We start from the raw sequence: 25,399 nt of genomic DNA on the forward strand, positions 1-25,399 counted from the left end.
GAGCGCCAACATGACTCAAGTTAATCCTGCCGTTGTAAACCTGAGTACCGCCAACGAATTCATCGCCCGCCACATCGGCCCGCGTTCCGGCGACGAGCAAGCCATGCTCAACAGCCTCGGTTTTGACTCGCTGGAAGCGCTGAGCGCCAGCGTCATTCCGGACAGCATCAAAGGCACCAGCGTCCTCGGCCTCGAAGACGGCCTGAGCGAAGCCGATGCCTTGGCTTTGATCAAATCCATCGCCAGCAAAAACCAGCTGTTCAAGACTTACATCGGCCAGGGTTACTACGGCACCCACACGCCGTCGCCGATCCTGCGTAACCTGCTGGAAAACCCGGCCTGGTACACCGCGTACACCCCGTACCAGCCAGAAATTTCCCAGGGCCGTCTCGAAGCGCTGCTGAATTTCCAGACCCTGATCAGCGACCTCACCGGCCTGCCGATCGCCAACGCCTCGCTGCTGGACGAAGCCACCGCCGCCGCCGAAGCCATGACGTTCTGCAAACGCCTGAGCAAGAACAAGGGCAGCCACGCCTTCTTCGCCTCCGTGCATTGCCACCCGCAAACCCTCGACGTACTGCGCACTCGTGCCGAGCCGTTGGGCATCGACGTGGTGGTCGGTGACGAACGTGAACTGAGCGACGTGACACCGTTCTTCGGCGCCCTGCTGCAATACCCGGCGAGCAACGGTGATGTGTTCGACTACCGCGAACTGACCGAACGCTTCCACGCCGCCAACGCGCTGGTCGCGGTCGCCGCCGACCTGCTGGCCCTGACCGTACTGACCCCGCCGGGCGAGTTCGGCGCCGACGTAGCCATCGGCAGCGCCCAACGCTTCGGCGTGCCGCTGGGCTTTGGTGGTCCACATGCGGCTTACTTCTCCACCAAAGATACGTTCAAGCGCGACATGCCGGGCCGTCTGGTCGGTGTCTCCGTCGACCGCTTTGGCAAGCCGGCCCTGCGCCTGGCGATGCAGACCCGCGAGCAACATATCCGCCGCGAGAAAGCCACCAGCAACATCTGCACCGCACAGGTGCTGTTGGCCAACATCGCCAGCATGTACGCCGTGTACCACGGCCCGAAAGGCCTGGCACAAATCGCCAACCGTGTGCATCACCTGACCGCCATTCTGGCCCAAGGCCTTGGCGCACTGGGCCTGGGCGTCGAGCAAGCCAACTTCTTCGACACCCTGACGATCAAGACCGGCGCGCAAACCGCCGCCCTGCACGACAAGGCGCATGCGCAGAAGATCAACCTGCGTGTGGTCGACGGCGAACGTCTGGGCCTGTCCCTCGACGAAACCACCAGCCAGGCCGACGTTGAAACCCTGTGGAGCCTGCTGGCCGACGGCAAAGCCCTGCCAGACTTCGCCGCCCTCGCCGCTTCGGTGACCAGCACCCTACCCGCCGCGCTGGTGCGCCGATCGCCGATCCTCAGCCACCCGGTGTTCAACCGTTATCACTCGGAAACCGAGCTGATGCGCTACCTGCGCAAGCTCGCCGACAAAGACCTGGCCCTGGACCGCACCATGATCCCGCTGGGTTCGTGCACCATGAAACTCAACGCCGCCAGCGAAATGATCCCGGTGACCTGGGCTGAATTCGGTGCCCTGCACCCGTTCGCCCCGGCCGGGCAAAGCGCCGGTTATCAGCAGCTGACCGATGAACTGGAAGCGATGCTCTGCGCCGCCACCGGTTACGACTCGATCTCCCTGCAACCGAACGCCGGTTCCCAAGGCGAATACGCCGGTCTCCTGGCCATTCGCGCTTATCACCAGAGCCGTGGCGAAGACCGTCGCGACATCTGCCTGATCCCGTCGTCGGCCCACGGCACCAACCCTGCAACCGCCAACATGGCCGGTATGCGTGTGGTGGTAACCGCGTGCGACGCACGTGGCAACGTCGACATCGAAGACCTGCGCGCCAAGGCTATCGAGCACCGCGAGCATCTTGCGGCCTTGATGATTACTTACCCGTCGACCCATGGCGTGTTCGAAGAAGGCATCCGCGAAATCTGCGGGATCATTCATGACCACGGCGGCCAGGTGTACATCGACGGCGCCAACATGAACGCGATGGTCGGCCTCTGCGCACCGGGCAAGTTCGGCGGCGACGTGTCGCACCTGAACCTGCACAAAACCTTCTGCATTCCGCATGGCGGTGGCGGCCCGGGCGTCGGCCCGATTGGCGTGAAATCGCACCTGACCCCGTTCCTGCCGGGTCACGCGCGAATGGCACGCAAGGAAGGCGCCGTCTGCGCGGCACCGTTCGGCAGCGCGAGCATTCTGCCCATCACCTGGATGTACATTCGGATGATGGGTGGCGCCGGCCTCAAGCGTGCGTCGCAACTGGCGATCCTCAATGCCAACTACATTTCCCGCCGCCTCGAAGAGCATTACCCAGTGCTCTACACCGGCAGTAACGGTCTGGTGGCGCACGAATGCATCCTCGACCTGCGTCCGTTGAAAGACAGCAGCGGCATCAGCGTTGATGACGTCGCCAAGCGCCTGATCGATTTCGGTTTCCACGCCCCGACCATGTCGTTCCCGGTCGCCGGCACACTGATGATCGAGCCGACCGAAAGCGAATCCAAGGAAGAACTGGATCGCTTCTGCGACGCCATGATCCGCATCCGCGAAGAAATCCGCGCAGTGGAAAACGGCACCCTGGACAAGGACGACAACCCGTTGAAAAACGCTCCGCACACTGCAGCGGAAATCGTCGGCGAGTGGACGCATCCGTACAGCCGTGAACAAGCGGTGTACCCGGTAGCATCGCTGATCGAAGGCAAGTACTGGCCGCCGGTCGGCCGGGTCGACAACGTGTTTGGTGATCGCAACCTGGTTTGCGCCTGCCCGTCGATCGAAAGCTACGCTTGATCTATAGGGGGGCGGGTTCGCCTGCCCCTCTTGGTCACTACAAAACCTTGTAGGAGCGAGCTTGCTCGCGATGGTGTGTCAGTAGACATCAATGCAGCTGACACTCCATCGCGAGCAAGCTCGCTCCTACAGGGATTTGTGCCAAGTCTCAGATTCCGCCAATTCCTATAACAAGAAACCGGAGAACAACCATGTCGTTAAGCGTGTTCGACCTGTTCAAGATTGGCATCGGCCCCTCCAGCTCCCACACCGTCGGCCCGATGCGCGCAGCAGCGCGTTTCGCCGAAGGTTTGCGTCGTGAAGGGCTGTTGACGGCAACCACCCGCGTCAGAATCGAGCTTTACGGCTCACTCGGCGCCACCGGCAAGGGCCACGGCAGCGATAAAGCTGTGATGTTGGGCCTGGAAGGTGAACACCCGGACACCGTGAACACCGAAACCGTCGCCGCTCGTCTGCAAGACATTCGTGGCAGCGGTCGTTTGAACCTGCTCGGCGAACACAGCATTGCGTTCAACGAGAAAGAACATTTGGCGATGATTCGCAAACCGTTGGCCTATCACCCCAACGGTATGATTTTTCGCGCCTTCGACGCCGCTGGCCTGCAGATCCGCAGTCGCGAGTATTACTCCGTCGGCGGGGGTTTTGTGGTCGATGAAGACGCTGCTGGCGCCGACCGCATCGTCGAAGACGCCACGCCGCTGACCTTCCCCTTCAAAAGCGCAAAGGACCTGCTCGGTCACTGCACCACCTATGGCTTGTCCATCAGCCAGGTGATGCTGACCAACGAAAGTGCCTGGCGCCCGGAAGCGGAAACCCGTGCCGGCTTGCTGAAAATCTGGCAAGTGATGCAGGACTGCGTCGACGCGGGCTGCCGTAACGAAGGCATCCTGCCCGGCGGCCTGAAGGTCAAGCGTCGGGCCGCGTCGCTGCATCGGCAACTGTGCAAGAACCCGGAATCATCATTGCGCGATCCGTTGTCGGTGCTGGACTGGGTCAACCTTTACGCCTTGGCGGTCAACGAAGAAAACGCCAACGGCGGGCGCGTCGTGACGGCGCCCACTAACGGTGCAGCGGGGATCGTGCCAGCCGTGTTGCATTACTACATGCGCTTTATTCCCGGTGCCAACGAAGACGGCGTCGTGCGTTTTCTGCTAACGGCGGCGGCGATTGGCATTTTGTACAAGGAAAACGCTTCGATCTCCGGCGCCGAAGTCGGCTGTCAGGGTGAAGTCGGCGTGGCGTGTTCCATGGCGGCTGGCGCCTTGTGCGAAGTCCTTGGCGGCAGCGTGCAACAAGTGGAAAACGCCGCTGAAATCGGCATGGAGCACAACCTCGGCCTGACCTGCGACCCGATTGGCGGCCTGGTGCAAGTACCTTGCATCGAGCGCAATGCCATGGGCTCGGTCAAAGCAATCAATGCGGTGCGCATGGCGTTGCGTGGAGATGGTCAGCACTTCGTCTCCCTCGACAAAGTCATTCGCACCATGCGCCAGACCGGCGCCGACATGAAAAGCAAATACAAGGAAACCGCCCGTGGCGGTTTGGCGGTCAACATTATCGAGTGCTGATGCGCGCTCACTTGCATCAGACTTTTTCAGGAGCTGAATATGTCCACCGAACAACTGTTGAAAACTCCATTGCACGCACTGCACATCGAACTCGGCGCCCGCATGGTGCCGTTCGCGGGCTACGACATGCCCGTGCAATACCCACTGGGCGTAATGAAAGAACACCAGCACACCCGTGATCAAGCCGGCCTGTTCGATGTTTCGCACATGGGTCAGATCCGCCTGACTGGCGCCAACGCCGCCGCGGCCCTGGAAACCCTGGTGCCGGTGGACATCATCGACTTGCCGGTAGGCATGCAACGCTACGCCATGTTCACTAACGAGACCGGTGGCATCCTCGACGACCTGATGGTCGCCAATCTGGGCAATGACGAACTGTTCCTGGTGGTCAATGCGGCCTGCAAGGATCAGGACCTGGCGCATCTGCGCAAGCACATCGGCAACCAGTGCACGATCGAGCCACTGTTCGAAGAACGCGCACTGCTGGCGCTGCAAGGCCCGGCCGCCGTCACCGTGCTTGCACGCCTGGCGCCTGAAGTGTCGAAGATGACCTTCATGCAATTCGCCCGCGTGAAATTGCTGGGCGTCGACTGTTTTGTCAGCCGTTCAGGCTACACCGGTGAAGACGGCTTCGAGATCTCGGTCCCGGCCGCCAACGCCGAAGCCCTGGCTCGCGCCCTGCTGGCCGAACCGGAAGTAGCGGCCATCGGCCTTGGCGCACGCGACTCCCTGCGCCTGGAAGCGGGCCTGTGCCTCTACGGCCACGACATGAACACCGACACCACGCCAATCGAAGCCAGTCTGCTGTGGGCGATGTCCAAACCTCGTCGCGCTGATGGTGCACGGGCGGGCGGCTTCCCTGGTGCTGAAACAGTCTTCGCCCAACAACAAGCGGGGGTCAGCCGCAAGCGCGTTGGTCTGCTGCCTCAGGAACGCACTCCAGTGCGCGAAGGCGCAGAGATCGTCAACGAAGCCGGTGACATCATCGGCGCTGTTTGCAGCGGCGGTTTCGGCCCGACGCTGGGCGGTCCGTTGGCCATGGGTTACCTCGACAGCGCTTACATCGCGATCGACACACCGGTATGGGCGATTGTTCGTGGGAAAAAGGTGCCATTGCTTGTAAGCAAAATGCCATTTGTTCCGCAACGCTACTATCGCGGTTGATTGACTGTTTCTATAAGTAACGCGATTGCGTTAACAGTGCACTATTGTGTAACGCAATCGCCATAAAACAGTGCATGGTTTCGATTATGAACTTTCCTTATAACGATCGAAAACAATTGAACACGCCGATCGAATAAGCCCACTAGTGCACACGCTACTGGCGCCAAGCCAAGCAAAACCGGGCCCTTCACGGGGCTTGTTTTTTCTCCCGTAGTTGGCGTAGAGTTTGTTCACTGTGTTTGCATGGGTCGCTTGGAATCGTGACCTGGGCAGTAGCCTACAAGTTAGCTACATCCCGCTCGGCGTCTTCTTACTCTCCTGCAACCAGCCCCAGTACTCTTTCATGAGAAGGAGACTGTCATTAATTTTAGCGTCAAAGGAAATAAGAAATGTCCCAACGTCAGAGCGGTACCGTCAAGTGGTTTAACGACGAGAAAGGTTTTGGTTTTATCACTCCAGAAAGCGGACCGGATCTGTTTGTGCATTTCCGCGCTATTCAGGGCAACGGCTTCAAGAGCCTGAAAGAAGGCCAAAAAGTGACTTTCATTGCTGTGCAAGGCCAGAAAGGCATGCAGGCTGATGAAGTACAAGCAGAAGCCTAATCTTCTGTAACGAAAAAGCCCCTGATGCTGACATCAGGGGCTTTTTTGTGCGCGTAAATCCGTAAAATGGCTTCTTTTGCGCCGAGAGCCTGCCATGTCGAAACACCTGCTTACTCCCCAGGGCCATTTCCCTGCCGCTGGTTTGGGCCGTCGTCTGGCAGCGATGTTCTATGATTTTCTGTTATGCACCGCCCTGCTGATCGTCACCAGCGGCCTTTACAAAATGATCCAGATGGCAATCATCGGTGAAGACAAAATGCGCGCACTGACCGAGGCCGGCGCACTGGACGGCGATCCGTTGCTGTCGACGGTGCTGCTGTTTGTCCTGTTCGGTTTCTTTGCCAAGTTCTGGACATGGTCTGGCCAGACGCTAGGCATGCAGGTGTGGTGCATCCGCGTGCAAAATGACGATGGCTCATCCATCAGCCTGTGGCAGGCGTTGTTGCGGTTTGTGGTGTCGATTGCGTCGTTGCTATGCGTTGGGCTGGGGTTCATCTGGCCGCTGTTCGACAAACAGAAACGCAGCTGGCACGACATGTACTCCAACACGCAGTTGGTGCAGGTCCCGAAGAGGACCAAGTAATTCAACCATACGGAAATCACTGTGGGAGCGAGCTTGCTCGCGATAGCGGCGCATCAGTCAACATGGATATGACTGACAGACCGCTATCGCGAGCAAGCTCGCTCCCACAGTTTTTGTGACTGGATTGACTGCTTTTAAGCGTTACCGGCCAGCTTCATCCGCGCAGCCTGCGTGAAATCCAGCATCCGCTTCAACGGCCGAATCGCCTGAGGAATCAACGCCGGATCAACAAAGATCTCGTTCGTCCCCTCCTTCAAGCTCCTCAGCGTGCGCTCAAGGGTGTTCATCGCCATCCATGGGCAATGTGCGCAACTACGGCAGGACGCGCCGTTACCCGCCGTTGGCGCTTCGATGAAGACCTTGTCCGGGCACAGCTGCTGCATCTTGTAGAAGATTCCGCGGTCTGTAGCCACGATGAACGTCTTGTTCGGCAGGCTTTGAGCCGCTGCGATCAATTGACTGGTGGAACCGACGGCATCCGCCAACTCGATCACCGACGTCGGCGACTCCGGGTGCACCAGAATCGCGGCGTCCGGGTACAGCACCTTCATGTCTTCGAGCTGCTTGGATTTGAACTCTTCGTGAACGATGCAGGCACCGTCCCACAGCAGCATATCGGCACCGGTCTTGCGCTGGATATAGGTGCCCAAATGCTTGTCCGGCCCCCAGATGATGGTTTCGCCGTTATCCATCAGGCTTTCGACGATCTCCAGCGCGCAGCTCGATGTCACCACCCAGTCCGCCCGGGCTTTGACTGCCGCCGAGGTGTTGGCATACACCACCACCGTGCGCTCCGGGTGCTGATCGCAGAACGCCGAAAACTCGTCCACGGGGCAACCCAGATCCAGGGAGCACGTCGCTTCCAGCGTGGACATCAGTACGCGTTTTTCAGGGTTGAGGATTTTGGCGGTTTCGCCCATGAACTTCACACCGGCGACCAGTACCGTCTTGGCCGGATGGGCATTGCCGAAACGGGCCATCTCGAGTGAATCGGAGACGCAACCACCGGTTTCTTCAGCCAGGGCCTGAATGACCGGATCGCAATAGAAGTGAGCAACCAGTACCGCGTCCTGAGCCTTGAGCTCGGCAGCGATGGCGGCACGGTAATAAGCCTCCTCCTCAACTGTCAGCGGCTTTGGCTGCTTGGCGTCGAGGTGGGCTTGAACCAGAAGGCGTTCGGAAATCTGCGTCATGTTCGCAAGACCTGCAGGCGCTTTCGCGCGAAAGTCGAGTATACACCCGGCTCCGGAACCTTCAGGGTTCCGCCGGGAAAGTGAGTATTCATCAGGCACGGACAGCGTTGAAGATGCGCAAGGCTACAGAATATCCGGTGGATGCAAAAGATGATTCTGACCTGCGTCCTACGATGCAGCCCCGCGCGGAGCCAACCTTAAATCGCGGGCAAAAAAAAATCCGGAAATCCTCACTTGCGTGGGCCTTCCAGACTTTTAAAACTGCTATAAAAATGGTGGGTCGTGTGGGATTCGAACCTACGACCAATTGGTTAAAAGCCAACTGCTCTACCAACTGAGCTAACGACCCGCTGTGTGGTGGCGCGTATAATACTGATTTTTAAGGACTATTCAACACCTAATTTGAAATAAATCAAAAATAAGGGGTTGGATCGCTGATTCCGGCGGCGGCGAAGCCTTCTGCACGCAGACGGCAGCTGTCGCATTTGCCGCACGCGCGGCCGTTATCGTCGGCCTGGTAGCACGAAACGGTCAGCCCGTAATCGACGCCCAGCTTCACGCCTGCCTGGACGATCTGTGCCTTGCTCAGGTTCTGCAGTGGAGCCTGGATGCGGAAACCGTTCCCTTCTACGCCGGCCTTGGTCGCCAGATTGGCCATGCGTTCGAACGATTCGATGAACTCTGGACGGCAATCCGGATAACCGGAGTAATCGACGGCGTTCACGCCGATAAAGATGTCACGTGCACCGAGCACTTCAGCCCAGCCCAACGCCAAGGAGAGAAACACCGTGTTGCGCGCCGGCACGTAAGTCACCGGAATACCTTCCCCCGGCACTTGCGGCACGTCGATGCTGCTGTCGGTCAGCGCCGAACCGCCAATGCCGTTCAGGTTCAGACCGATCACCTTGTGCTCAACCACACCCAGGTCGCGGGCGACACGTTCGGCGGCATGCAATTCTGCATGAGACCGCTGACCGTAGTCGAAACTCATGGTGTAGCAGCTATAGCCTTGCGCGCGAGCCATGGCCACGACTGTCGCCGAGTCCAGGCCGCCTGACAGCAAGATGACCGCACGTTTTTCAGCAGTGTTCAGTTGTTCCGTCATTTCAGCGCCCCGGCTCGTCATTCCAAAGATATTTATGCAGCTGCAATTGCAGACGTACTGGCAGGTTGTCCGCCACCACCCAGTCCGCCAGGTCCCGAGCATTCAGGTCATGGTGACTTGGTGAGAACAGAACTTCGCCGGCACGCCGGTCCAGACCGTACTGAATCAGTTTGGACACAGCCCAGTCGTAGTCTTCCCGCGAACAGATGACAAACTTCACCTGATCGTTAGGTGTGAGCAGTTCGATGTTCTCGTAGCGGTTGCGGTGCGCTTCTTTCGAACCTGGAGTTTTCAGGTCGACGACGCGACTGACCCGAGAATCTACTGCCGATATATCAAGAGCACCACTGGTTTCCAGTGACACTTCGTAACCGGCATCACACAACTGCTTGAGCAATGGAATGGCGTTGGGTTGAGCCAGCGGCTCACCACCGGTAACACAGACGTAACGCGGGCGGAAACCGGCCACTTGCTCGAGGATGTCATCGAGCGTGCGAATGGTGCCCCCGGTGAACGCGTAGGCGCTGTCACAGTATTGGCATCGCAATGGACAACCGGTCAGGCGCACAAAAACGGTGGGCAGCCCGGCAGTTCGCGTTTCACCCTGCAACGAGTAAAAAACTTCGGTGATTCTCAATGTGTCTTGCATAGTCGCCACGGGCATAACAGCTAAACAGGCTGTCCGCCTCCGTCAGGCACTTCAAGGAACCCCGCCATCGCGCAGATCCCAAAAAGCGTATTTCATAAAAAGGGCGTGAATTCTAACGAAAAAACCCGCAACAAGTGCGGGTTTCTTCAAAACGCATCAAACAGGCTTACATGCGCTGCAGATCGCGTTGCGCCAACTGAGCGGCGGAAGTCCCCGGATACTGGGACACCACCTGCTGCAAAATGCCTTTTACCTTGTCGGTATGACCAAGGCGGCGCTCTACATCAGCCAGCTTGTACAGCGAGTCAGGCACTTTAGGATGTTTCGGGTACAGCTGCGAGACCTTGGCAAAAGCTTGACCTGCACCTTGCAGATCGCCTTTGGCCAGATTGACCTCGCCCAACCAGTACTGGGCATTGCCCGCATATTGGCTGTTCGGGTATTTACGCAGGAATGCGGTAAAAGCCTGGCTGGCCTTATCGAAATCCTTGGCTTTGATCAGGTCGAAGGCTGCGTCGTAATAGAGCTTTTCCTTCGCCGGATCCGCCGGTTCGCTACCCGCGGCAGGTGCTTGAGGGGCGGGTGCTTGAGCGGCTGCCGCTCCTGCACCTGCACCTGCGCCCGCTGCCGCCGCTGCACCGGGGGCATTCAAATTACCACCGGTGGAAGAATTTTCAGGAGTCGCGGCTGGTGCAACGCCGGTTCCTATGCGCCGATCAAGATCCTGATACCGCTCCAGGTTTTCTTGCTTCATGCGCGCGACATCATTTTGCAGAACTTCGATCACACCCTGTTGGCGTGAAATCTGTTCCTGCATTGATTGCAGCTGGTTGAACAGCTCGCCCTGTGCCGAGACAGGGGCCGAAACCCCTCCCCCGGCATAGGCGCCGTTCGTACCGTAACCCGCAGGCGGATAACTGCTCCCGCTATTGTTATAGCCGGAATTATTATCGACCACAGGAACCGCAGCCCACACCGCAAGCGGCGCGAGGCTGAGAGCCAGAACAGTTACAGCACGACGGCACGTTCGCATGACGAATTACTTACGCAGTTCGACGCGACGGTTTTGAGCCCAGGACTGCTCGTCGTTGCCGGTAGCAACTGGACGCTCTTCGCCGTAGGAAACCAGTTCCAGCTGAGCTGGGGAAACACCTTGCAGTACCAGGTAACGCTGAACGGCTTTCGCACGACGCTCGCCCAGTGCCATGTTGTACTCACGAGTACCACGTTCGTCGGTGTTGCCTTCCAGAACAACGCGAGCGCCGTTTGCTTTCAGGTCTTTGGCGTGAACGTCCAGAGCGCGCATGGCTTCTGGCTTCAGGTCCGAGCTGTCATATTCGAAGTAGAAGGTGGTGATTGCGCGCAGAGCAGCTTCTTCGCTCAGGGAACCGTCAACGGCACCAGTGTTTGCGCCGTAACCAGCGTTTGGATCTACAGCGCCTTGACCGGCGTTGTCGCCGCCTTTGGACGAGCAACCTACAGCTACAGCCATGGCCAGAGCCAGCGCAGCAAATTTACCAAACTTCAGCATTTCCATCGTGAAACTCCTAATGAACCCCAGTGTGTTAAGTACAACGTGTAGCGCCGCGTCAGTTCAGGTAAGGGGACCAGGAAGGTTCTCGAACTTCGCCTTGAGCGGTAGGAAGCGGGAGCCTTACGCGTCCATTGATGGACACGAGCATCAAGACTCCCCGGCCCTGCTGGCGGGTGGCGTAGATTACCATGGTGCCGTTGGGCGCGACAGTAGGCGACTCGTCCAGAGTGCTATCAGTGAGGATTTTTACGCTTCCGCGCTGCAAATCCTGAGCCGCAACCTTGAAATTAGTGAAACCATCCTGGCGGTGGATCATCACCAGGGTCTTTTCATCAGCTGAAAGCTTAGGGTTGGCGTTGTAGTTACCAATGAAGGTCACACGTTCCGCACCGCCACCACCGGCGCTGGTCTTGTAGATCTGTGGCTTGCCGCCACGGTCGGAAGTGAAGTAGATGGTCGAACCATCCTTACCCCAGAACGGTTCGGTGTTGATGCCGGGACCGTTGGTAACGCGCGAGATCTGACGCGAGCCCAGGTTCATCACGTAGATGTCCGGGTTACCGTCCTTGGACAGTACGAATGCCAGGCGATTGCCATCCGGCGACCAGGCTGGCGCACCATTGAGGCCTTCGAAGTTGGTGATCTGCTCACGGCGACCGGTATCGATGTTCTGCATGAAGATACGCGGGCGCTTCTGCTCGAACGAGACATAAGCGATGCGCTTGCCATCCGGTGCGAAACGCGGCGACAGGATCGGCTCACGCGATTGCAGCAGAGTGACAGCACGGGCACCGTCATAGTCCGAGCGCTGCAACGTGTAACGAGTGTTGTTCTCGGAGAAACGCTCGGCCGTCACGTACAGCAGACGCGTCGAGAACGCACCTTTGATACCGGTGAGTTTTTCGAACGACTGGTCAGCGATGTAATGCGCCATGTCGCGCAGCTGCTCGACACTGCCCGACACGCTGCCGGTCAGCACTTGCTGCTCGGTGGCGACGTTGAACAATGCGTACTGAACCTGCAGGCGACCGCCCGCCGGAACAATGCTGCCGACCATGATGTATTGGGCGCCAACAGCCTTCCAGTCACGGAAAATGATTTCGCTGGCCTGGCTCGGCTGACTGATCATGTTCTGCTTTGGAATCGGCGAGTAGTAACCCGAGTTACGCAGGTCATTACCGATAATTTCGGCCATGTCATCCGGCAATACGGTGCCGCCCTGGAAACCGAACGGCACTACCGCGATCGGGGTTGCCCGATCACTGCCGCTGGTGACCAGAATGTTTTTTTCATCCGCTGCCGCTATGCCTGCCAGGCAGCAAATAACGACAAGCATTCCTCGAAGAAGGTTTCTCACAAGGCTAGATCCTCAGGTGTGAATGTCATCTTGAATGAACGATACGGAGCGAAATCGCTCGGCTTCATTCCCTGCATTTCTGTCAAACGTCCAATATTCTTGACCGCCGCTACAGCCGAAGCGTCAAACGGACCATCGCCACTGGACTTGGCCACGCTGACCGAAGTCACTGTACCATCCGGCAACATGCCGATTTGCAGCACGACCGTCATGCCTTTGCGTGCCGAAGGAGGGCGAGCCCAACCTTCCGCTGCGCGCGCTCGAATCAAATCATCGAAACTGCCGGCGACTTCGTCACCCTGCTCATCGGCCAAGGCCTGCTGACGCTGCGGCGTGTCGGAAAGCAAATCTGCCAGGGCCTGAGCCTTTTTGTCTTCGGCGGATTTACGTGCCGCATCCTGCGATTTCTTCTTCGCAGCATCGGCAGCAGCTTTCTTCTTCGCGTCTTCGGCGACTTTCTTCTTCGCCTCTTCAGCTTCAGCTTTCTTCTTGGCGTCTTCCGCGGCTTTCTTCTTCGCGTCTTCGACGATCTTTTTCTTCGCTTCTTCAGCGGCCTCTTTCTTGGCCTCTTCTTCCGCTGCCTTCTTGGCTTCTTCTTCAGATTTCTTCTTGGCTATATCAGCCAATTGTTTCTCTTCTGCCTTCTTGGCTTCGGCGGTCTTCTTCGCTTCATCGGCTTTCTTGGCTTCATCAGCCTTTTTAGCCTCATCCGCTTTCTTCGACTCGTCGGCCTTCTTGGCTTCCTCGGCCTTTTGAGCCGCTTCTTCTTTCTTTTGTTCCGCAGCCTTCACCGCTTCCTGCTCGACCTTCTTCTGCTCCATCTGTTCGACTTCAGTCTGGCGTGCAGCAGACTTCTGCGCCTCACCCGCAATCTTCTGATTGGTCTGGGTGGTTGCCCGACTCTTCGATTTCAGCTGGTACAAGGTCGCCTGGACAATCGGTTTGGCTGGCGGCAGCTCAGGTGTAAAGGCGAAACTGACGAACAGCATGCCGAACACCAGCACGTGCAGGACAATCGCCAGGACACTGGGCCAGAAGTAGCTTTCCGAGGCGGACGGCTCTCGCTGTTGCTGCATCAGGGCGCCTCGGTAATCAAGCCAACATTACCGACCCCGGCTTTCTGCAACCCGCCCATGGCGCCCATGACGGAGCCGTAATCGACGGACTTGTCGCCGCGAATGAAGACCTGGGTGTGCTTGCCGCCTTCGTTGCCGGCGCGAATGATTTTGGTCACCGCATCGGTCATCTGCGGCAAGGTCATGGCCTTGTCCTGCTGCTTTTCGGTGTCGACTTCGCTGCCAAGGTTCCAGTAATAGGTCTTGTCAGACTTGATCGAAATGGTCAGGACCTGGGTGTTGTTGTCCTGCGGCAAGGCTTCACTGGAAACCTTGGGCAGATCAACCTTCACGCCCTGATTGAGCATCGGAGCGGTCACCATGAAGATGACCAGCAGTACCAGCATCACGTCGATGTAAGGCACCACGTTCATCTCGGCAACCGGCTTGCGCTTTTTGCGAGCTCGAGCGATTAAAGCCATTGGAAATTACCTGCTTATTCTTCGCTGGTGTGCACTTTGCGGTGCAGGATCGCCTGGAATTCATCGGCGAAGGTGTAGTAACGGCTGATCAGCGTTTCGCTGCGAGCAGCAAAGCGGTTGTAAGCAATAACGGCCGGAATGGCGGCGAACAGACCAATGGCGGTTGCAACCAGTGCTTCGGAGATACCTGGAGCCACAGTGGCCAGGGTCGCTTGCTGGGCAGTTGCCAGACCACGGAAGGAGTTCATGATGCCCCAGACCGTACCGAACAGGCCGATGTACGGACTGACGGAACCGACGGTGGCGAGGAACGGCAGGCTCTGCTCGAGCTTTTCTTCTTCGCGGGAAATGGCGACGCGCATGGCACGGGCCACGCCTTCCATGACCGCTTCAGGATCGACGCCAGGCTGCTGGCGCAGGCGGGAGAATTCCTTGAAACCGGCACGGAAGATCTGCTCGACGCCCGAATCCGGATCAGGGTTGCTGCCAGCCTGACGGTAGAGTTTGGACAGGTCGATACCCGACCAGAAGCGCTCCTCAAAGCTCTCCAGGGCACGTCGACCGGCGCGCAGCAAGTTGCTGCGCTGAAAGATCATGATCCATGAGGTCACCGATGCGGCTACCAGAATCAGCATTACCAACTGCACCACGACGCTGGCATTGCTGACCAGGCTCCACATGGAGGAATGGTCGACGACGTTAGCTTCCACGCTTTATCTCCTGCTTTGAGTGTGTACCCGCGCCGCTCACGTCGGCAAAGGCCGCACGTAGAGCTTCGGGAATGGCCCGGGGTTTCAAACTGTTAGTGCGCACACAGGCCACCAAAAACTGCCCTTCGCAGAGCAGCACATTATCCGTAGCCCGCCTGACCTGCTGTTTAAAGCGCAGGCTGACACGGTTCAATTCGATTACTTCAGCGCTTACCAGAAGCTCGTCATCCAGTCGCGCCGGCGCGTGGTAACGCGCTTCGCTGGAATGCACGACGAACAACAGGTCCTCCCCTGCAAGCGCCGATTGGGCAAAGCCCAGCTCCCGGAGCCGCTCGGTTCGAGCCCGTTCCATAAACTTGAGGTAATTAACGTAATACACGATGCCGCCCGCATCGGTGTCCTCGTAATAAACGCGACAACGAAGTGCGAACGGCTCAAGCCCGTTTTGCGCGCGCATACTCTAGTGCTTACTCCTCAGGTTGCCAATCCGGCCAGGCAACTGTTTTTCATTGTTCTGCGGCTTTCTCGCAAAAGTACGGTCCTAGGACAGCACAATGCCCGAAAATTCAGCAGGCAAAGGTTAATTAATCGTCCACAGCATCGAGGAACTCGTCTACCACGGGCATCTCGCCCAATCGTGAAGGAATATTTAAACCGAAGTGCAGGTACGCATGCCGTGTGACCACCCGCCCCCGTGGCGTGCGCATGATGTAGCCCTGCTGGATCAGATAGGGTTCCAGCACGTCTTCAATGGTATGGCGCTCTTCACTGATGGCGGCCGCCAGACTGTCCACCCCGACCGGCCCACCGTCGAACTTCTCGATCATGGTCAACAGCAGACGTCGGTCCTGATGATCGAAGCCACGTTCGTCGACATCCAGCAGATTCAACGCCAGGTCGGCGATCGGTTTGGTGATGTGGCCCTTGGCGCGAACTTCGGCGAAATCGCGAACCCGGCGCAGCAATCGGTTGGCTATCCGCGGGGTGCCTCGGGCACGACGGGCGATTTCGAAGGCGCCTTCCGGGTCCAGCGGCAAGCCGAGGATCGTCGCCGAACGGCTGACAATGGTCGCCAGATCAGCGGTGTTATAGAACTCCAGACGCTGGACGATGCCGAAACGGTCGCGCAACGGATTGGTCAGCATCCCGGCCCGCGTCGTGGCCCCCACCAGGGTGAATGGGGGTAAATCGAGCTTGATCGAGCGCGCTGCCGGTCCTTCGCCAATCATGATGTCGAGCTGGAAGTCTTCCATGGCCGGGTACAGCACTTCTTCGACGATCGGCGACAGCCGATGGATTTCGTCGATGAACAACACGTCGTGGGGCTCAAGATTGGTCAACAACGCGGCCAGGTCACCCGGGCGCTCCAGAACGGGACCGGAGGTGCTTTTGATCGACACGCCCATTTCCTGGGCGATGATGTTGGCCAGGGTGGTTTTACCCAAACCCGGAGGACCGAAAATCAACGTGTGATCCAGGGATTCGTTACGCCCGCGGGCGGCCTGGATAAACAACTCCATTTGCTCACGAACGGTCGGTTGGCCAATGTATTCGGCCAGGCTGACGGGACGAATCGCCCGGTCCTGGACTTCCTCGCGGTCGCGAGGGCCCGGCGTGGCGGCAATCAGACGATCAGCTTCAATCACTTAGATCATTCCCTTCAGGGCGCGACGAATCATGTCTTCACTGCTCAAACCTTTCTCCTTGATCGCGGAAATCGCCTTGCTGGCTTCCTGCGGCTTATAGCCCAGGGAAATCAGCGCGCTGACTGCGTCATTTTCGGCGGTGGCGACGGGAGCCGGCGCATCCGGCCCACCCGGCTGGTTTGGCACCAGGGCGAACATCGCCGGTACGGTTTCCCAAGCCTTGAAGCGATCCTTGAGCTCCACCAACAAACGCTCGGCGGTTTTCTTGCCCACTCCAGGCACTTTGGTCAGGGCCGAGGTGTCCTGGGACTGCACGCAGCGGACCAGTTCGTCGACTTCCAGGCTCGACATCAGGGCCAAGGCCAATTTCGGCCCTACGCCATTGAGACGGATCAATTCGCGAAAAAAGTCTCGCTCGCGCTTGCCGAAAAAACCATAGAGTAACTGCGCGTCTTCGCGCACGACCAAATGGGTGTGCAACGTCAGCGGCTCACCGACCGACGGCAAGCGATACAGCGTGGTCATGGGTACTTCCAGCTCATACCCCAGGCCATTTACATCCAGAATCAGGTGCGGCGGCTGTTTCTCAGCCAGTGTGCCGCGCAAGCGTCCAATCACGTTTCAGATCCTTGAGCGTTGGCCAGCTCAATGGCTAGCGACTGACAGAGCGAGGGCTTTGCGCCGACAACACAGGCGCAAAGCCCTCATTCCATAAAAAATGATTGCTGATGCTATCAGAGACGCAGGCGCCCGCCACGACTGCGTGCCGTGCCCAGGCCATGCGGTAACAGGCTGGAGCGCGTATGAGCATGGCAAATGGCGATGGCCAAGGCGTCCGAAGCATCGATTTGCGGCTTGCTGATCAATTTCAGCATGTGCATGACCATCATCTGCACCTGCTCTTTATTAGCCGCGCCGGTACCCGTCACCGCTTGCTTGACCTGTGTGGCGGTGTATTCAGCAATTTCCAGGTTTTCCTCGGCGCCAGCGACGATGGCTGCGCCACGAGCCTGGCCAAGCTTGAGCGCGGAGTCGGCGTTGCGCGCCATAAAGACTTTTTCGATGCCCATGGTCACCGGGCCGTACGTCTGGATGACTTCCCGCACACCCCGATAGACGATTTGCAGACGCTCGTGCAACTCGCCGGACCCTGTGCGAATGCAGCCCGACGCCACGTAAACGCAACCACGCCCGGTATCGCGTACCACGCCATAACCGGTAATGCGCGAACCGGGATCGATACCAAGAATTAAAGTCATAACGCCTGCGAACAATAATGTAGGAGCGAGCTTGCTCGCGATGATCGTTAACGATAACTCGGACAACCTGAATTAACGCGCCGCTCTCAGGTTAATCGCGAGCAAGCTCGCTCCTACAGAAAGCACGTCAACCGAGCTGTGCGGCCACTGACTCTGGAATGTCCGCGTTGGAGTAGACGTTCTGCACATCATCCAGGTCTTCGAGCATGTCGATCAGTTTGAGCACCTTCTCGGCGCCCTCCAGATCCAGTTCGGCGCTGGTGGTCGGCAACATTACGATTTCCGCGTCATCACCTTTGAAACCGGCTGTCTCGAGGGCGTTACGCACGGAATAGAAACCGGCAAACGAGGTGAACACGTCGATGGAACCGTCTTCGTGGGTGAGCACATCATCAGCGTCCGCTTCCATGGCCGCTTCCATCAGCGCGTCCTCATCAACGCCCGGCGCAAAGGAAATCTGCCCTTTGCGTTCGAACAGATAGGCCACAGAACCGTCAGTACCCAGGTTGCCGCCACATTTGCTGAACGCGTGGCGAACAGCGGCCGCGGTGCGGTTACGGTTGTCGGTCATGCACTCGACCATCACCGCCACGCCGCCAGGGCCGTAACCTTCGTAACTCAGCTCGACCATATCGTCGGTGTCGGCAGCGCCGGCACCACGGGCGACCGCACGATCGATGATATCGCGGCTCATGTTCGCACCAAGGGCCTTGTCCAGCGCCAGACGCAAACGCGGGTTGGAACCCGGGTCACCGCCACCCTGACGGGCAGCAACGGTCAGTTCACGAATCCACTTGGTGAAAATCTTGCCTTTCTTGGCATCCTGACGTTCTTTGCGGTGCTTGATGTTCGCCCACTTGGAATGACCCGCCATAACTCGCTCCGAATTATCTTTGAAACATTGCCCGCCTCGCACGATACGACGGCCAGCAACAAAAAATCTCGACCTAAAGAAAAGGCGCATCCCAAAAGGATGCGCCTTTGCGGTCAGCCTTACTCAGCCTTTGGTGTTTCACGCAGGCGAATGTGCAATTCGCGCAGCGCCTTGGCATCTACCACACCCGGAGCCTGAGTCATGACGCAAGCCGCGCTCTGGGTTTTCGGGAAGGCAATCACTTCACGGATCGACTGGGCGCCGGTCATCAGCATCACCAGACGGTCCAGGCCGAAAGCCAAACCGCCGTGCGGCGGCGCGCCGTATTTCAGGGCGTCGAGCAGGAAGCCGAATTTCTCTTCCTGTTCCGCTTCGCTGATACCCAGCAGACGGAATACCGACTGTTGCATTTCCTTGCGGTGGATACGGATCGAACCGCCACCCAGCTCGGTACCGTTCAGCACCATGTCGTAAGCACGGGACAGCGCGGTCGCCGGGTTGGCTTCCAGTTCTTCCGGTGTGCACTTCGGCGCGGTGAACGGGTGGTGCAAAGCGGTGAAGCTGCCGTCGTCGTTCTCTTCGAACATCGGGAAGTCGACCACCCACATCGGCGCCCACGCACAGGTCAGCAGGTTCAGATCGTTACCGACCTTGATCCGCAGCGCGCCCAGGGCTTCGCTGACGATCTTGGCTTTGTCGGCACCGAAGAACACGATGTCGCCGTCTACCGCACCAACGCGATCCAGGATCGTGTTCAACGCGGCTTCAGGGATGTTCTTGACGATAGGCGACTGCAGGCCTTCGACGCCTTTGGCGCGCTCGTTGACCTTGATGTACGCCAGGCCCTTGGCACCGTAGATGCCGACGAACTTGGTATAGTCGTCGATCTTGCTGCGCGGCATGCTTGCCCCGCCAGGTACGCGCAGTGCGGCAACGCGGCTTTTCGGATCGTTGGCCGGGCCACTGAAGACTTTGAAATCGACTTCTTTAAGCTGATCGGCAACGTCAACCAGTTCCAGCGGGTTACGCAGGTCCGGCTTGTCGGAACCGTAACGACGCATGGCCTCGTCCCAGGTCATGTGCGGGAATTCGCCGAATTCCAGATCCAGCACTTCCTTGAACAGGTTGCGGATCATGCCTTCGGTGAGGCCCATGATGTCTTTTTCATCGAGGAAGCTGGTTTCGATGTCGATCTGGGTGAATTCAGGCTGACGGTCGGCACGCAGGTCTTCGTCGCGAAAGCACTTGGCGATCTGGTAGTAACGGTCGAAGCCGGCCACCATCAGCAGCTGTTTGAACAGCTGTGGCGATTGTGGCAAGGCAAAAAACGAACCGGCGTGAGTACGGCTCGGCACCAGGTAATCGCGAGCACCTTCCGGCGTGGCGCGGGTCAGGATCGGCGTCTCGACGTCGAGGAAGCCGTTCTCGTCCAGGTAACGACGGATGCTGGTGGTCATGCGCGAACGCAGACGCAGCTTCTCCAGCATTTCCGGGCGGCGCAGGTCGATGAAGCGATAACGCAGGCGGGTTTCTTCGCCGACGTCGGAGAACTCGTTCAGCGGGAACGGTGGAGTTTCCGCTTCGTTCAGTACTTCCAGCTCGTAGCCCAGGACTTCAATCATGCCCGACGCCATGTTGGCGTTGCCGGCACCGGCCGGACGCAGGCGAACCTTGCCGGTCACTTTAACCACGTATTCGCTGCGCACGCGGTCGGCGGCAGCGAAGGTTTCAGCGCGGTCCGGGTCGAACACCACCTGGGCCAGACCGTCACGATCACGGATATCGAGGAAAATCACCCCACCGTGGTCACGGCGACGGTGAACCCATCCGCAAAGGGTAATTTCCTGGCCTTCCAGGCTTTCGTTCAGTTGGCCGCAATAATGGCTGCGCATCATGGTAGTGGTTTCACTTCTCGTAATTCGAAATTCGGTTGGAGTTCCTGCAGCAGCCCCGCCCTTGATAAAGGCGCTGGATGATGCAAGAGCACGCGTTGTCGTTCAACAGGCTCCAGACCCTAGTCAGCTTTGTCGCCGCCGGCCAGGTTCTTCTTGGAACCGGTTTTGAAATCGGTTTCGTACCAGCCGGTGCCGCTGAGGCGGAAACCTGGCATGGACAGCATTTTTTTAAGCTCTGGCGCCTGGCAAGCAGGGCAGTCGACCAGCGGTGCTGCGCTGATCTTTTGAATGGCTTCCAACTGATGACCACAGGAAGCACATTGATAGTCGTACATCGGCATGGGGGTTGTCTCGGCGATCAGATTGCTACCGCACACGCTGGGTTTTGCGGCAAAGAGCGGGATTATATCCATTAAATGCAGCCTGTGCAGCCGTAAGACTGCACAGACCGACACTCTGCCCATTCCATCGCCATCACTAGCCTGTGACGACACAACTCCCTTCCTTCAAGCTGTGCACAACACAGACCACTCGCACCAGCCCGCTGAAGTTCTTCACACCGCCGTGGCGCAAATGCACTTCGCGGTCCACGTGGGACAACAGCGCACTGACGGAGCAACAATTGATTTTGGCCATTTGGCCCAAAATATCCCAATAGACCTGCTCAAGCCGCAAACAGGTAGCAAAGCCGTTCAATCGTACTGATCGGGACAAAGGCTGGGCCAGCCCCATATCGAATTCGCTAACAAATGGATCAATCCTTATATCCTTGAGCGGACTGGCCCTCTCCTCGCTTCGCCTGTCTTCGTAATCCATATCCTTGACACTCCTTTGCCATCCTTGCCTTTTATAAGAACAAAGCCATGTCTTATAAAAGCGCAGGCGCAACGGTATATCCAGATGACTTTATGACCATCAACGTAGGATAAGCCAACAACTGTTGGGAGATTGCGGAGAGCGTCCTACTCCGGAATATACCCTACGCAAACTGATGCAAAATCACTCAATGGCGGGCCACTCAACGCGTAGGAAAGACAGCGCCAAATCGCCCTCGGCGTACCGCCGGACTCCCTGATTTGAGTAGCCGCAAGCTTTACTGTTAAATAGGCAGTGTGTCGCTAGCGCCTATTTTTTCCAGGCGCTGCGCATAGGCTGATACCGGGTACGTGCCCAACGCCTCTTATTGTTCTGAAGCGAACCGTGCCTCATCAGCTCTTCCTTGTGATCCGTCTTAACGTGAGTTAATCAAAATGTTGAAAATCGTCCACCTGCTAATGGGCGCAGCAGCGTTGCTGCTGTCCTTCATCCCTAGCCTGCGATCCGAAGCTGCTCCTTACCTGCAACAACCCGATGCGCTGTACCTGGCCTTTTTCGGCCTGCTCAACCTCACCCTCGCTCCGGTCATTCCGTACTGGAACAAAGGTCCGCGTCATCAACTGCAAAACCTGGTCAGTGCACTGCTCGTGCTGGCTGTCGTCCTGCAAACCCTGACGCTGATCGCGCCGATGCCTGTCATTGCCGGTCAACCTGCCGTTCTGTTCAGCCTGGTGGCTGCCCTGATCGCCGTTTTTCTACACCTGGCCATCAGCTTCTACAAATCTTCACCCGCTGCCGCTTCGCCAAGCTATGACATGAGCAATCGCGATACCGGTACCGTCAAGTGGTTCAATACCTCCAAAGGCTTCGGCTTTATTTCCCGTGATTCCGGCGATGATATTTTCGTGCATTTCCGCGCTATTCGCGGCGAAGGCCACCGCGTCCTGGTCGAAGGCCAGCGCGTGGAATTCTCCGTAATGAATCGCGACAAGGGCCTGCAAGCCGAAGACGTGATCGCCGCATTGCCGCGACGCTGATTCAAGGCTGAAAAAAAACCGCGAACAGCCAGGCTGTTCGCGGTTTTTTAATGCCTGCATGTTCAGTAATGCGGCGGTGGCGCTTCTTCTTCAAACGTCTCGAACTGACCGGCCATTTCTTCCTGGCGCTTGAGCAGCGCCGCCATTTGCAGTTGCAGCCGCTCAACAGCACGCTGCTGCACCGCCAGCACATCACTCAATGCCTGGATAGTGTCATCCTGAAACGCCAACTGGCTCTCCAGATCGGTAACGCGTTCTTCCAGGCTCATGATTCAACCCTCCAGAAACGTAAAATTATCGGTCAATACCAGGCGCAGCCGTTCGCGAATCGACGCGATCTGCTCTGCACTGTAAGGCTTTGCCGGGTGCTTGCCCCAAACCGGGGCTGGCCAGGCGGCGTCCTCGCGTTTACGCACAATCACATGCATATGTAATTGACTGACAACGTTACCCAACGTCGCAACATTCAACTTGTCGGCGTCGAACGAGTCTTTGAGCATTTGCGCCAGTGCGTTCGTTTCCTGCCACAGCAACTGCTGATCTGCGACACCCAACTGAAATATCTCACTGATATCGTCGCGACGTGGCACCAGGATGAACCAGGGGTAGTTCGAATCATTGGACAAGAGCAGGCGGCAGAGCGGGAAGTCCCCGATCGGTAACGTGTCTTGTTGAAGCCGTGGATCTAAAACGAACACTGTGCGCACTCCCGCCGGGTCATCATTTTTCAGCTTAGCGCCCATCCCGAGAGACGGCGCACCAAGCGACTGGACGGCAGCATACCTGCGAACGTCGCCTGCTTCACGACGAACCATTATCAGGGTCCGCCCGATCCCCCTGGATCTGCCGGATGCATGCCCCAACATGAGACGCTTGCCGCTGGAACGCACCATTACAGAACCAGCAATCACAGAGAAAACGCCGAAGTGACCGGAAAGTGATGATGCGTCTCTACTCAACAACGGGCTCTAACTGTATGATTTCAGTACAGCGATAAAAATTTTTTGCACCAAAATCGTACACTGCGTCTACGCTGATTCCGTCGGGTATCCGCCATTTACTCACTTGTGGGGTGAACCGGTAACGTTTTTGAGGGTCACGCAGTGATCCAGTATGGTGCAACACAATGTAAATCATGGCGTCAAGTCTAAGTGACAGGCGCTTGCCCCCCCGGTTTTATGGGGTTTTTACAGTGATAGGCAGGTGTTCAGAAAAAAAAACAGCAAATAGCTGTTTTGTGCACGCTTGTTGCATCCACACTCACACTGCCTTTGAGGCATCCGCTGGAAGTGGAAGCCTCAAGGGAAATAAAAATAGTGGCAGGGTTGCCCGATGGAGATTCAAACGTTTCACCAGGGACTCTTTTTACCGATGTTCAGGCCCTGGAAAACAACATTATAGTTGTCAGTCCGCTTGCGTCGGGGCTGTAAATTTGCGACATCTACCAAGCAGTTTGCGACGGGGTCGTAAAGAAGCTGAAAGGTCAGATACGCAAGTATCGCCAACATGGTCGGCGTGATATAAGTTTGCGCCGACACAAAAAGAAAGAGCCGCCCAGATAATAAATCAGGTGGGACGGCAGAAACTCTTATAAAACCAAAGGAGCAAATCACGATGCGCGTGATGAAGTGGAGCATGATCGCACTGGCAGTTGCAGCAGCAGCCAGTACTCAGTTGGCAGTAGCCGCACCTTTCGTAAGCGACCAGGCAGAAGCCAAAGGTTTTGTTGATGACAGCAAGCTCGACTTGCTGGTTCGCAACTACTACTACAACCGTAACAAGAAAGACGGCGCAGTCGACGACAAAGACTGGACCCAGGGCATCCAGGGCATGTACAGCTCGGGCTACACCCAAGGTCTGATCGGTGTTGGCGTTGAAGCTTGGGGTCAACTGGCCATTAAGCTGGACGGTACCGACAGATATTCTGGTGGCGGTAACATGACCGTCGGCAAAGATGGCGAAGTCAACAACAGCCAGGGCAAAGCCGGCGCTGCCGCCAAGTTTCGCATCTCCAAGACCGAGCTGAAAATCGGCGACTTGCAGCCAAGCACTTCTCCGGTGTTCGCTGTTGGCGGCTCCCGCATCCTTCACCAAACTGCCACTGGCGTTCAACTGCAGAGCAGCGAAGTAAAAGACCTTGACCTCGAAGGCGGCCACTTCACTTCGTCGACCAGCCAGGACAGCAACGCCCGTGACGGCAGCCTGTGGGCTACCTACGCCGGCAAGCAAGCCAACTCCATCGACTATGCCGGTGGCAAGTACGGCATCACCGACAACCTGAGCTTCTCGCTCTACGGTGCCAAGCTCGAAGACATCTGGAACCAGTACTACGCCAACGCGAACTACACCCTCCCACTGGGTGGCGATCAGTCGCTGAACTTCGACGGCAACTACTACAACACCAAGGACACCGGTCAAGCTAAAGCAGGCACAATCGACAACAACGCCTACTCCCTGGCCGCTGCTTTCGCGTTCCTGAAAGCGCACACCATCACCCTGGCCTTCCAGAAAGTGAATGGCGATACTCCGTTCGACTATATCGGCGTGGGTAAAAACGACCGCGGTGGCGACTCGATCTTCCTCGCCAACTCCATCCAGTACTCCGACTTTAACGGTCCTGGTGAGAAATCCGCACAAATCCGTTACGACATCAAGATGGCCGAGTACGGCGTTCCTGGTCTGAGCTTCATGACCCGCTACGTGAAAGGTTGGAACATCGACGGTGCCAACGCCCCAGTAAACGGCGCTTACGCCGGCCTGTATGGCGAAGATGGCAGACACCACGAAACCAACGTTGAAGCCAAGTATGTTGTTCAGACTGGCCCGGCGAAGGATCTGTCCTTCCGCATTCGTCAAGCTTGGCACAGTGGCAACTCTGACGACGGAGACATCGACGTCAGCGAGTTCCGTTTCATCGTCGACTACCCGCTGTCGGTTTTGTAATTGCCGAACGTTAGTTTGCGGTAATAAAAAAAGGCCCATCTTCGGATGG

General features: G+C 57.6%; 26 protein-coding genes and 1 tRNA gene. 7 read left to right on the forward strand and 20 right to left on the reverse strand.

The window, feature by feature from the left end:
- Nucleotides 1–10 precede the first annotated feature (10 nt).
- From gcvP to AC1MDT_RS16055, 5 genes are all read left to right on the forward strand, one after another.
- The gene (gcvP, locus tag AC1MDT_RS16035) at nt 11–2,878 is read left to right on the forward strand and encodes an aminomethyl-transferring glycine dehydrogenase (RefSeq protein ID WP_480418061.1); all 2,868 of its coding nucleotides are present in this window, start codon (nt 11–13) and stop codon (nt 2,876–2,878) included.
- Nucleotides 2,879–3,069: 191 nt separating this feature from the next.
- A complete protein-coding gene (locus tag AC1MDT_RS16040; RefSeq protein WP_480418062.1) occupies nt 3,070–4,446 on the forward strand; it encodes an L-serine ammonia-lyase in 1,377 nt (458 codons plus the stop codon).
- Nucleotides 4,447–4,485: 39 nt separating this feature from the next.
- Entirely contained in the window at nt 4,486–5,610 is a 1,125-nt protein-coding gene (gene gcvT, locus AC1MDT_RS16045) for a glycine cleavage system aminomethyltransferase GcvT (RefSeq protein WP_480418063.1), read from the forward strand.
- 389 nt (nt 5,611–5,999) lie between these two features.
- Nucleotides 6,000–6,212 (forward strand): cold-shock protein, encoded by a 213-nt coding sequence (locus AC1MDT_RS16050; RefSeq protein WP_007977299.1) that lies wholly within the window; start codon nt 6,000–6,002, stop codon nt 6,210–6,212.
- Nucleotides 6,213–6,306: 94 nt separating this feature from the next.
- Complete coding sequence (locus AC1MDT_RS16055) at nt 6,307–6,795, forward strand: RDD family protein (RefSeq protein ID WP_480418064.1); 489 nt, start codon at nt 6,307–6,309, stop codon at nt 6,793–6,795.
- A 134-nt stretch (nt 6,796–6,929) separates the two neighbouring features.
- Here AC1MDT_RS16055 and nadA read toward each other — a convergent pair whose 3' ends face one another.
- The 18 genes from nadA to AC1MDT_RS16145 all read right to left on the reverse strand — a co-directional run bounded on the left by nadA (nt 6,930) and on the right by AC1MDT_RS16145 (nt 21,370).
- A complete protein-coding gene (gene nadA, locus AC1MDT_RS16060) occupies nt 6,930–7,988 on the reverse strand; it encodes a quinolinate synthase NadA (protein ID WP_480418065.1) in 1,059 nt (352 codons plus the stop codon).
- A 273-nt stretch (nt 7,989–8,261) separates the two neighbouring features.
- Nucleotides 8,262–8,337: transfer RNA gene (locus AC1MDT_RS16065), tRNA-Lys, on the reverse strand.
- A gap of 63 nt (nt 8,338–8,400) precedes the next feature.
- A complete protein-coding gene (gene queC, locus AC1MDT_RS16070) occupies nt 8,401–9,093 on the reverse strand; it encodes a 7-cyano-7-deazaguanine synthase QueC (RefSeq protein ID WP_480418066.1) in 693 nt (230 codons plus the stop codon).
- Nucleotide 9,094: 1 nt separating this feature from the next.
- Nucleotides 9,095–9,742: a 7-carboxy-7-deazaguanine synthase QueE gene (gene queE, locus AC1MDT_RS16075; protein ID WP_201120239.1), complete on the reverse strand. Its 648-nt coding sequence runs from the start codon at nt 9,740–9,742 to the stop codon at nt 9,095–9,097.
- 166 nt (nt 9,743–9,908) lie between these two features.
- Nucleotides 9,909–10,775: a tol-pal system protein YbgF gene (ybgF, locus tag AC1MDT_RS16080; protein WP_480418067.1), complete on the reverse strand. Its 867-nt coding sequence runs from the start codon at nt 10,773–10,775 to the stop codon at nt 9,909–9,911.
- Between the two features lie 6 nt (nt 10,776–10,781).
- Nucleotides 10,782–11,279 carry a peptidoglycan-associated lipoprotein Pal gene (pal, locus tag AC1MDT_RS16085; RefSeq protein WP_090187413.1) on the reverse strand — a complete coding sequence of 166 codons (498 nt, stop codon included), beginning with the start codon at nt 11,277–11,279 and terminating at the stop codon, nt 10,782–10,784.
- 52 nt (nt 11,280–11,331) lie between these two features.
- Nucleotides 11,332–12,633 (reverse strand): Tol-Pal system beta propeller repeat protein TolB, encoded by a 1,302-nt coding sequence (gene tolB / locus AC1MDT_RS16090; RefSeq protein WP_480418068.1) that lies wholly within the window; start codon nt 12,631–12,633, stop codon nt 11,332–11,334.
- On the reverse strand, nt 12,630–13,709 hold the full coding sequence (gene tolA / locus AC1MDT_RS16095) for a cell envelope integrity protein TolA (protein ID WP_480418069.1): 1,080 nt from the start codon (nt 13,707–13,709) through the stop codon (nt 12,630–12,632). Before tolA ends, tolB begins: the two co-directional genes overlap by 4 nt.
- The gene (gene tolR, locus AC1MDT_RS16100; protein WP_414907972.1) at nt 13,709–14,161 is read right to left on the reverse strand and encodes a protein TolR; all 453 of its coding nucleotides are present in this window, start codon (nt 14,159–14,161) and stop codon (nt 13,709–13,711) included. Before tolR ends, tolA begins: the two co-directional genes overlap by 1 nt.
- A gap of 23 nt (nt 14,162–14,184) precedes the next feature.
- On the reverse strand, nt 14,185–14,880 hold the full coding sequence (gene tolQ / locus AC1MDT_RS16105; protein ID WP_480418070.1) for a protein TolQ: 696 nt from the start codon (nt 14,878–14,880) through the stop codon (nt 14,185–14,187).
- Nucleotides 14,870–15,337, reverse strand: a complete 468-nt coding sequence (gene ybgC / locus AC1MDT_RS16110; protein ID WP_131059803.1) for a tol-pal system-associated acyl-CoA thioesterase — start codon at nt 15,335–15,337, stop codon at nt 14,870–14,872. The genes tolQ and ybgC overlap by 11 nt, the downstream gene beginning before the upstream one ends.
- A gap of 127 nt (nt 15,338–15,464) precedes the next feature.
- On the reverse strand, nt 15,465–16,526 hold the full coding sequence (gene ruvB, locus AC1MDT_RS16115) for a Holliday junction branch migration DNA helicase RuvB (protein ID WP_414907958.1): 1,062 nt from the start codon (nt 16,524–16,526) through the stop codon (nt 15,465–15,467).
- On the reverse strand, nt 16,527–17,144 hold the full coding sequence (ruvA, locus tag AC1MDT_RS16120; RefSeq protein WP_007897033.1) for a Holliday junction branch migration protein RuvA: 618 nt from the start codon (nt 17,142–17,144) through the stop codon (nt 16,527–16,529).
- A 116-nt stretch (nt 17,145–17,260) separates the two neighbouring features.
- A complete protein-coding gene (gene ruvC, locus AC1MDT_RS16125; RefSeq protein ID WP_017340471.1) occupies nt 17,261–17,785 on the reverse strand; it encodes a crossover junction endodeoxyribonuclease RuvC in 525 nt (174 codons plus the stop codon).
- A 127-nt stretch (nt 17,786–17,912) separates the two neighbouring features.
- On the reverse strand, nt 17,913–18,659 hold the full coding sequence (locus AC1MDT_RS16130) for a YebC/PmpR family DNA-binding transcriptional regulator (protein WP_480418071.1): 747 nt from the start codon (nt 18,657–18,659) through the stop codon (nt 17,913–17,915).
- A gap of 119 nt (nt 18,660–18,778) precedes the next feature.
- Nucleotides 18,779–20,554, reverse strand: a complete 1,776-nt coding sequence (aspS, locus tag AC1MDT_RS16135) for an aspartate--tRNA ligase (protein WP_480418072.1) — start codon at nt 20,552–20,554, stop codon at nt 18,779–18,781.
- A gap of 119 nt (nt 20,555–20,673) precedes the next feature.
- Nucleotides 20,674–20,895 carry an FmdB family zinc ribbon protein gene (locus AC1MDT_RS16140; RefSeq protein ID WP_010457489.1) on the reverse strand — a complete coding sequence of 74 codons (222 nt, stop codon included), beginning with the start codon at nt 20,893–20,895 and terminating at the stop codon, nt 20,674–20,676.
- Between the two features lie 136 nt (nt 20,896–21,031).
- Nucleotides 21,032–21,370: a ribbon-helix-helix domain-containing protein gene (locus tag AC1MDT_RS16145; protein ID WP_480418073.1), complete on the reverse strand. Its 339-nt coding sequence runs from the start codon at nt 21,368–21,370 to the stop codon at nt 21,032–21,034.
- Nucleotides 21,371–21,804: 434 nt separating this feature from the next.
- Here AC1MDT_RS16145 and AC1MDT_RS16150 point away from each other — a divergent pair, with 434 nt between their 5' ends.
- A complete protein-coding gene (locus AC1MDT_RS16150; protein ID WP_414907962.1) occupies nt 21,805–22,407 on the forward strand; it encodes a cold shock domain-containing protein membrane protein in 603 nt (200 codons plus the stop codon).
- Nucleotides 22,408–22,469: 62 nt separating this feature from the next.
- Here the strand turns inward: AC1MDT_RS16150 and AC1MDT_RS16155 are convergent, their stop codons facing one another.
- A complete protein-coding gene (locus AC1MDT_RS16155) occupies nt 22,470–22,676 on the reverse strand; it encodes a SlyX family protein (RefSeq protein WP_480418074.1) in 207 nt (68 codons plus the stop codon).
- A gap of 3 nt (nt 22,677–22,679) precedes the next feature.
- Nucleotides 22,680–23,105, reverse strand: a complete 426-nt coding sequence (locus AC1MDT_RS16160; RefSeq protein ID WP_480422804.1) for an HIT domain-containing protein — start codon at nt 23,103–23,105, stop codon at nt 22,680–22,682.
- A 916-nt stretch (nt 23,106–24,021) separates the two neighbouring features.
- On the opposite strand from AC1MDT_RS16160, the gene AC1MDT_RS16165 reads away from it, so the two are divergent.
- Complete coding sequence (locus AC1MDT_RS16165) at nt 24,022–25,350, forward strand: OprD family porin (RefSeq protein WP_480418075.1); 1,329 nt, start codon at nt 24,022–24,024, stop codon at nt 25,348–25,350.
- Nucleotides 25,351–25,399: the final 49 nt, after the last annotated feature.

The organism is Pseudomonas sp. ASL7, assembly GCF_056680375.1.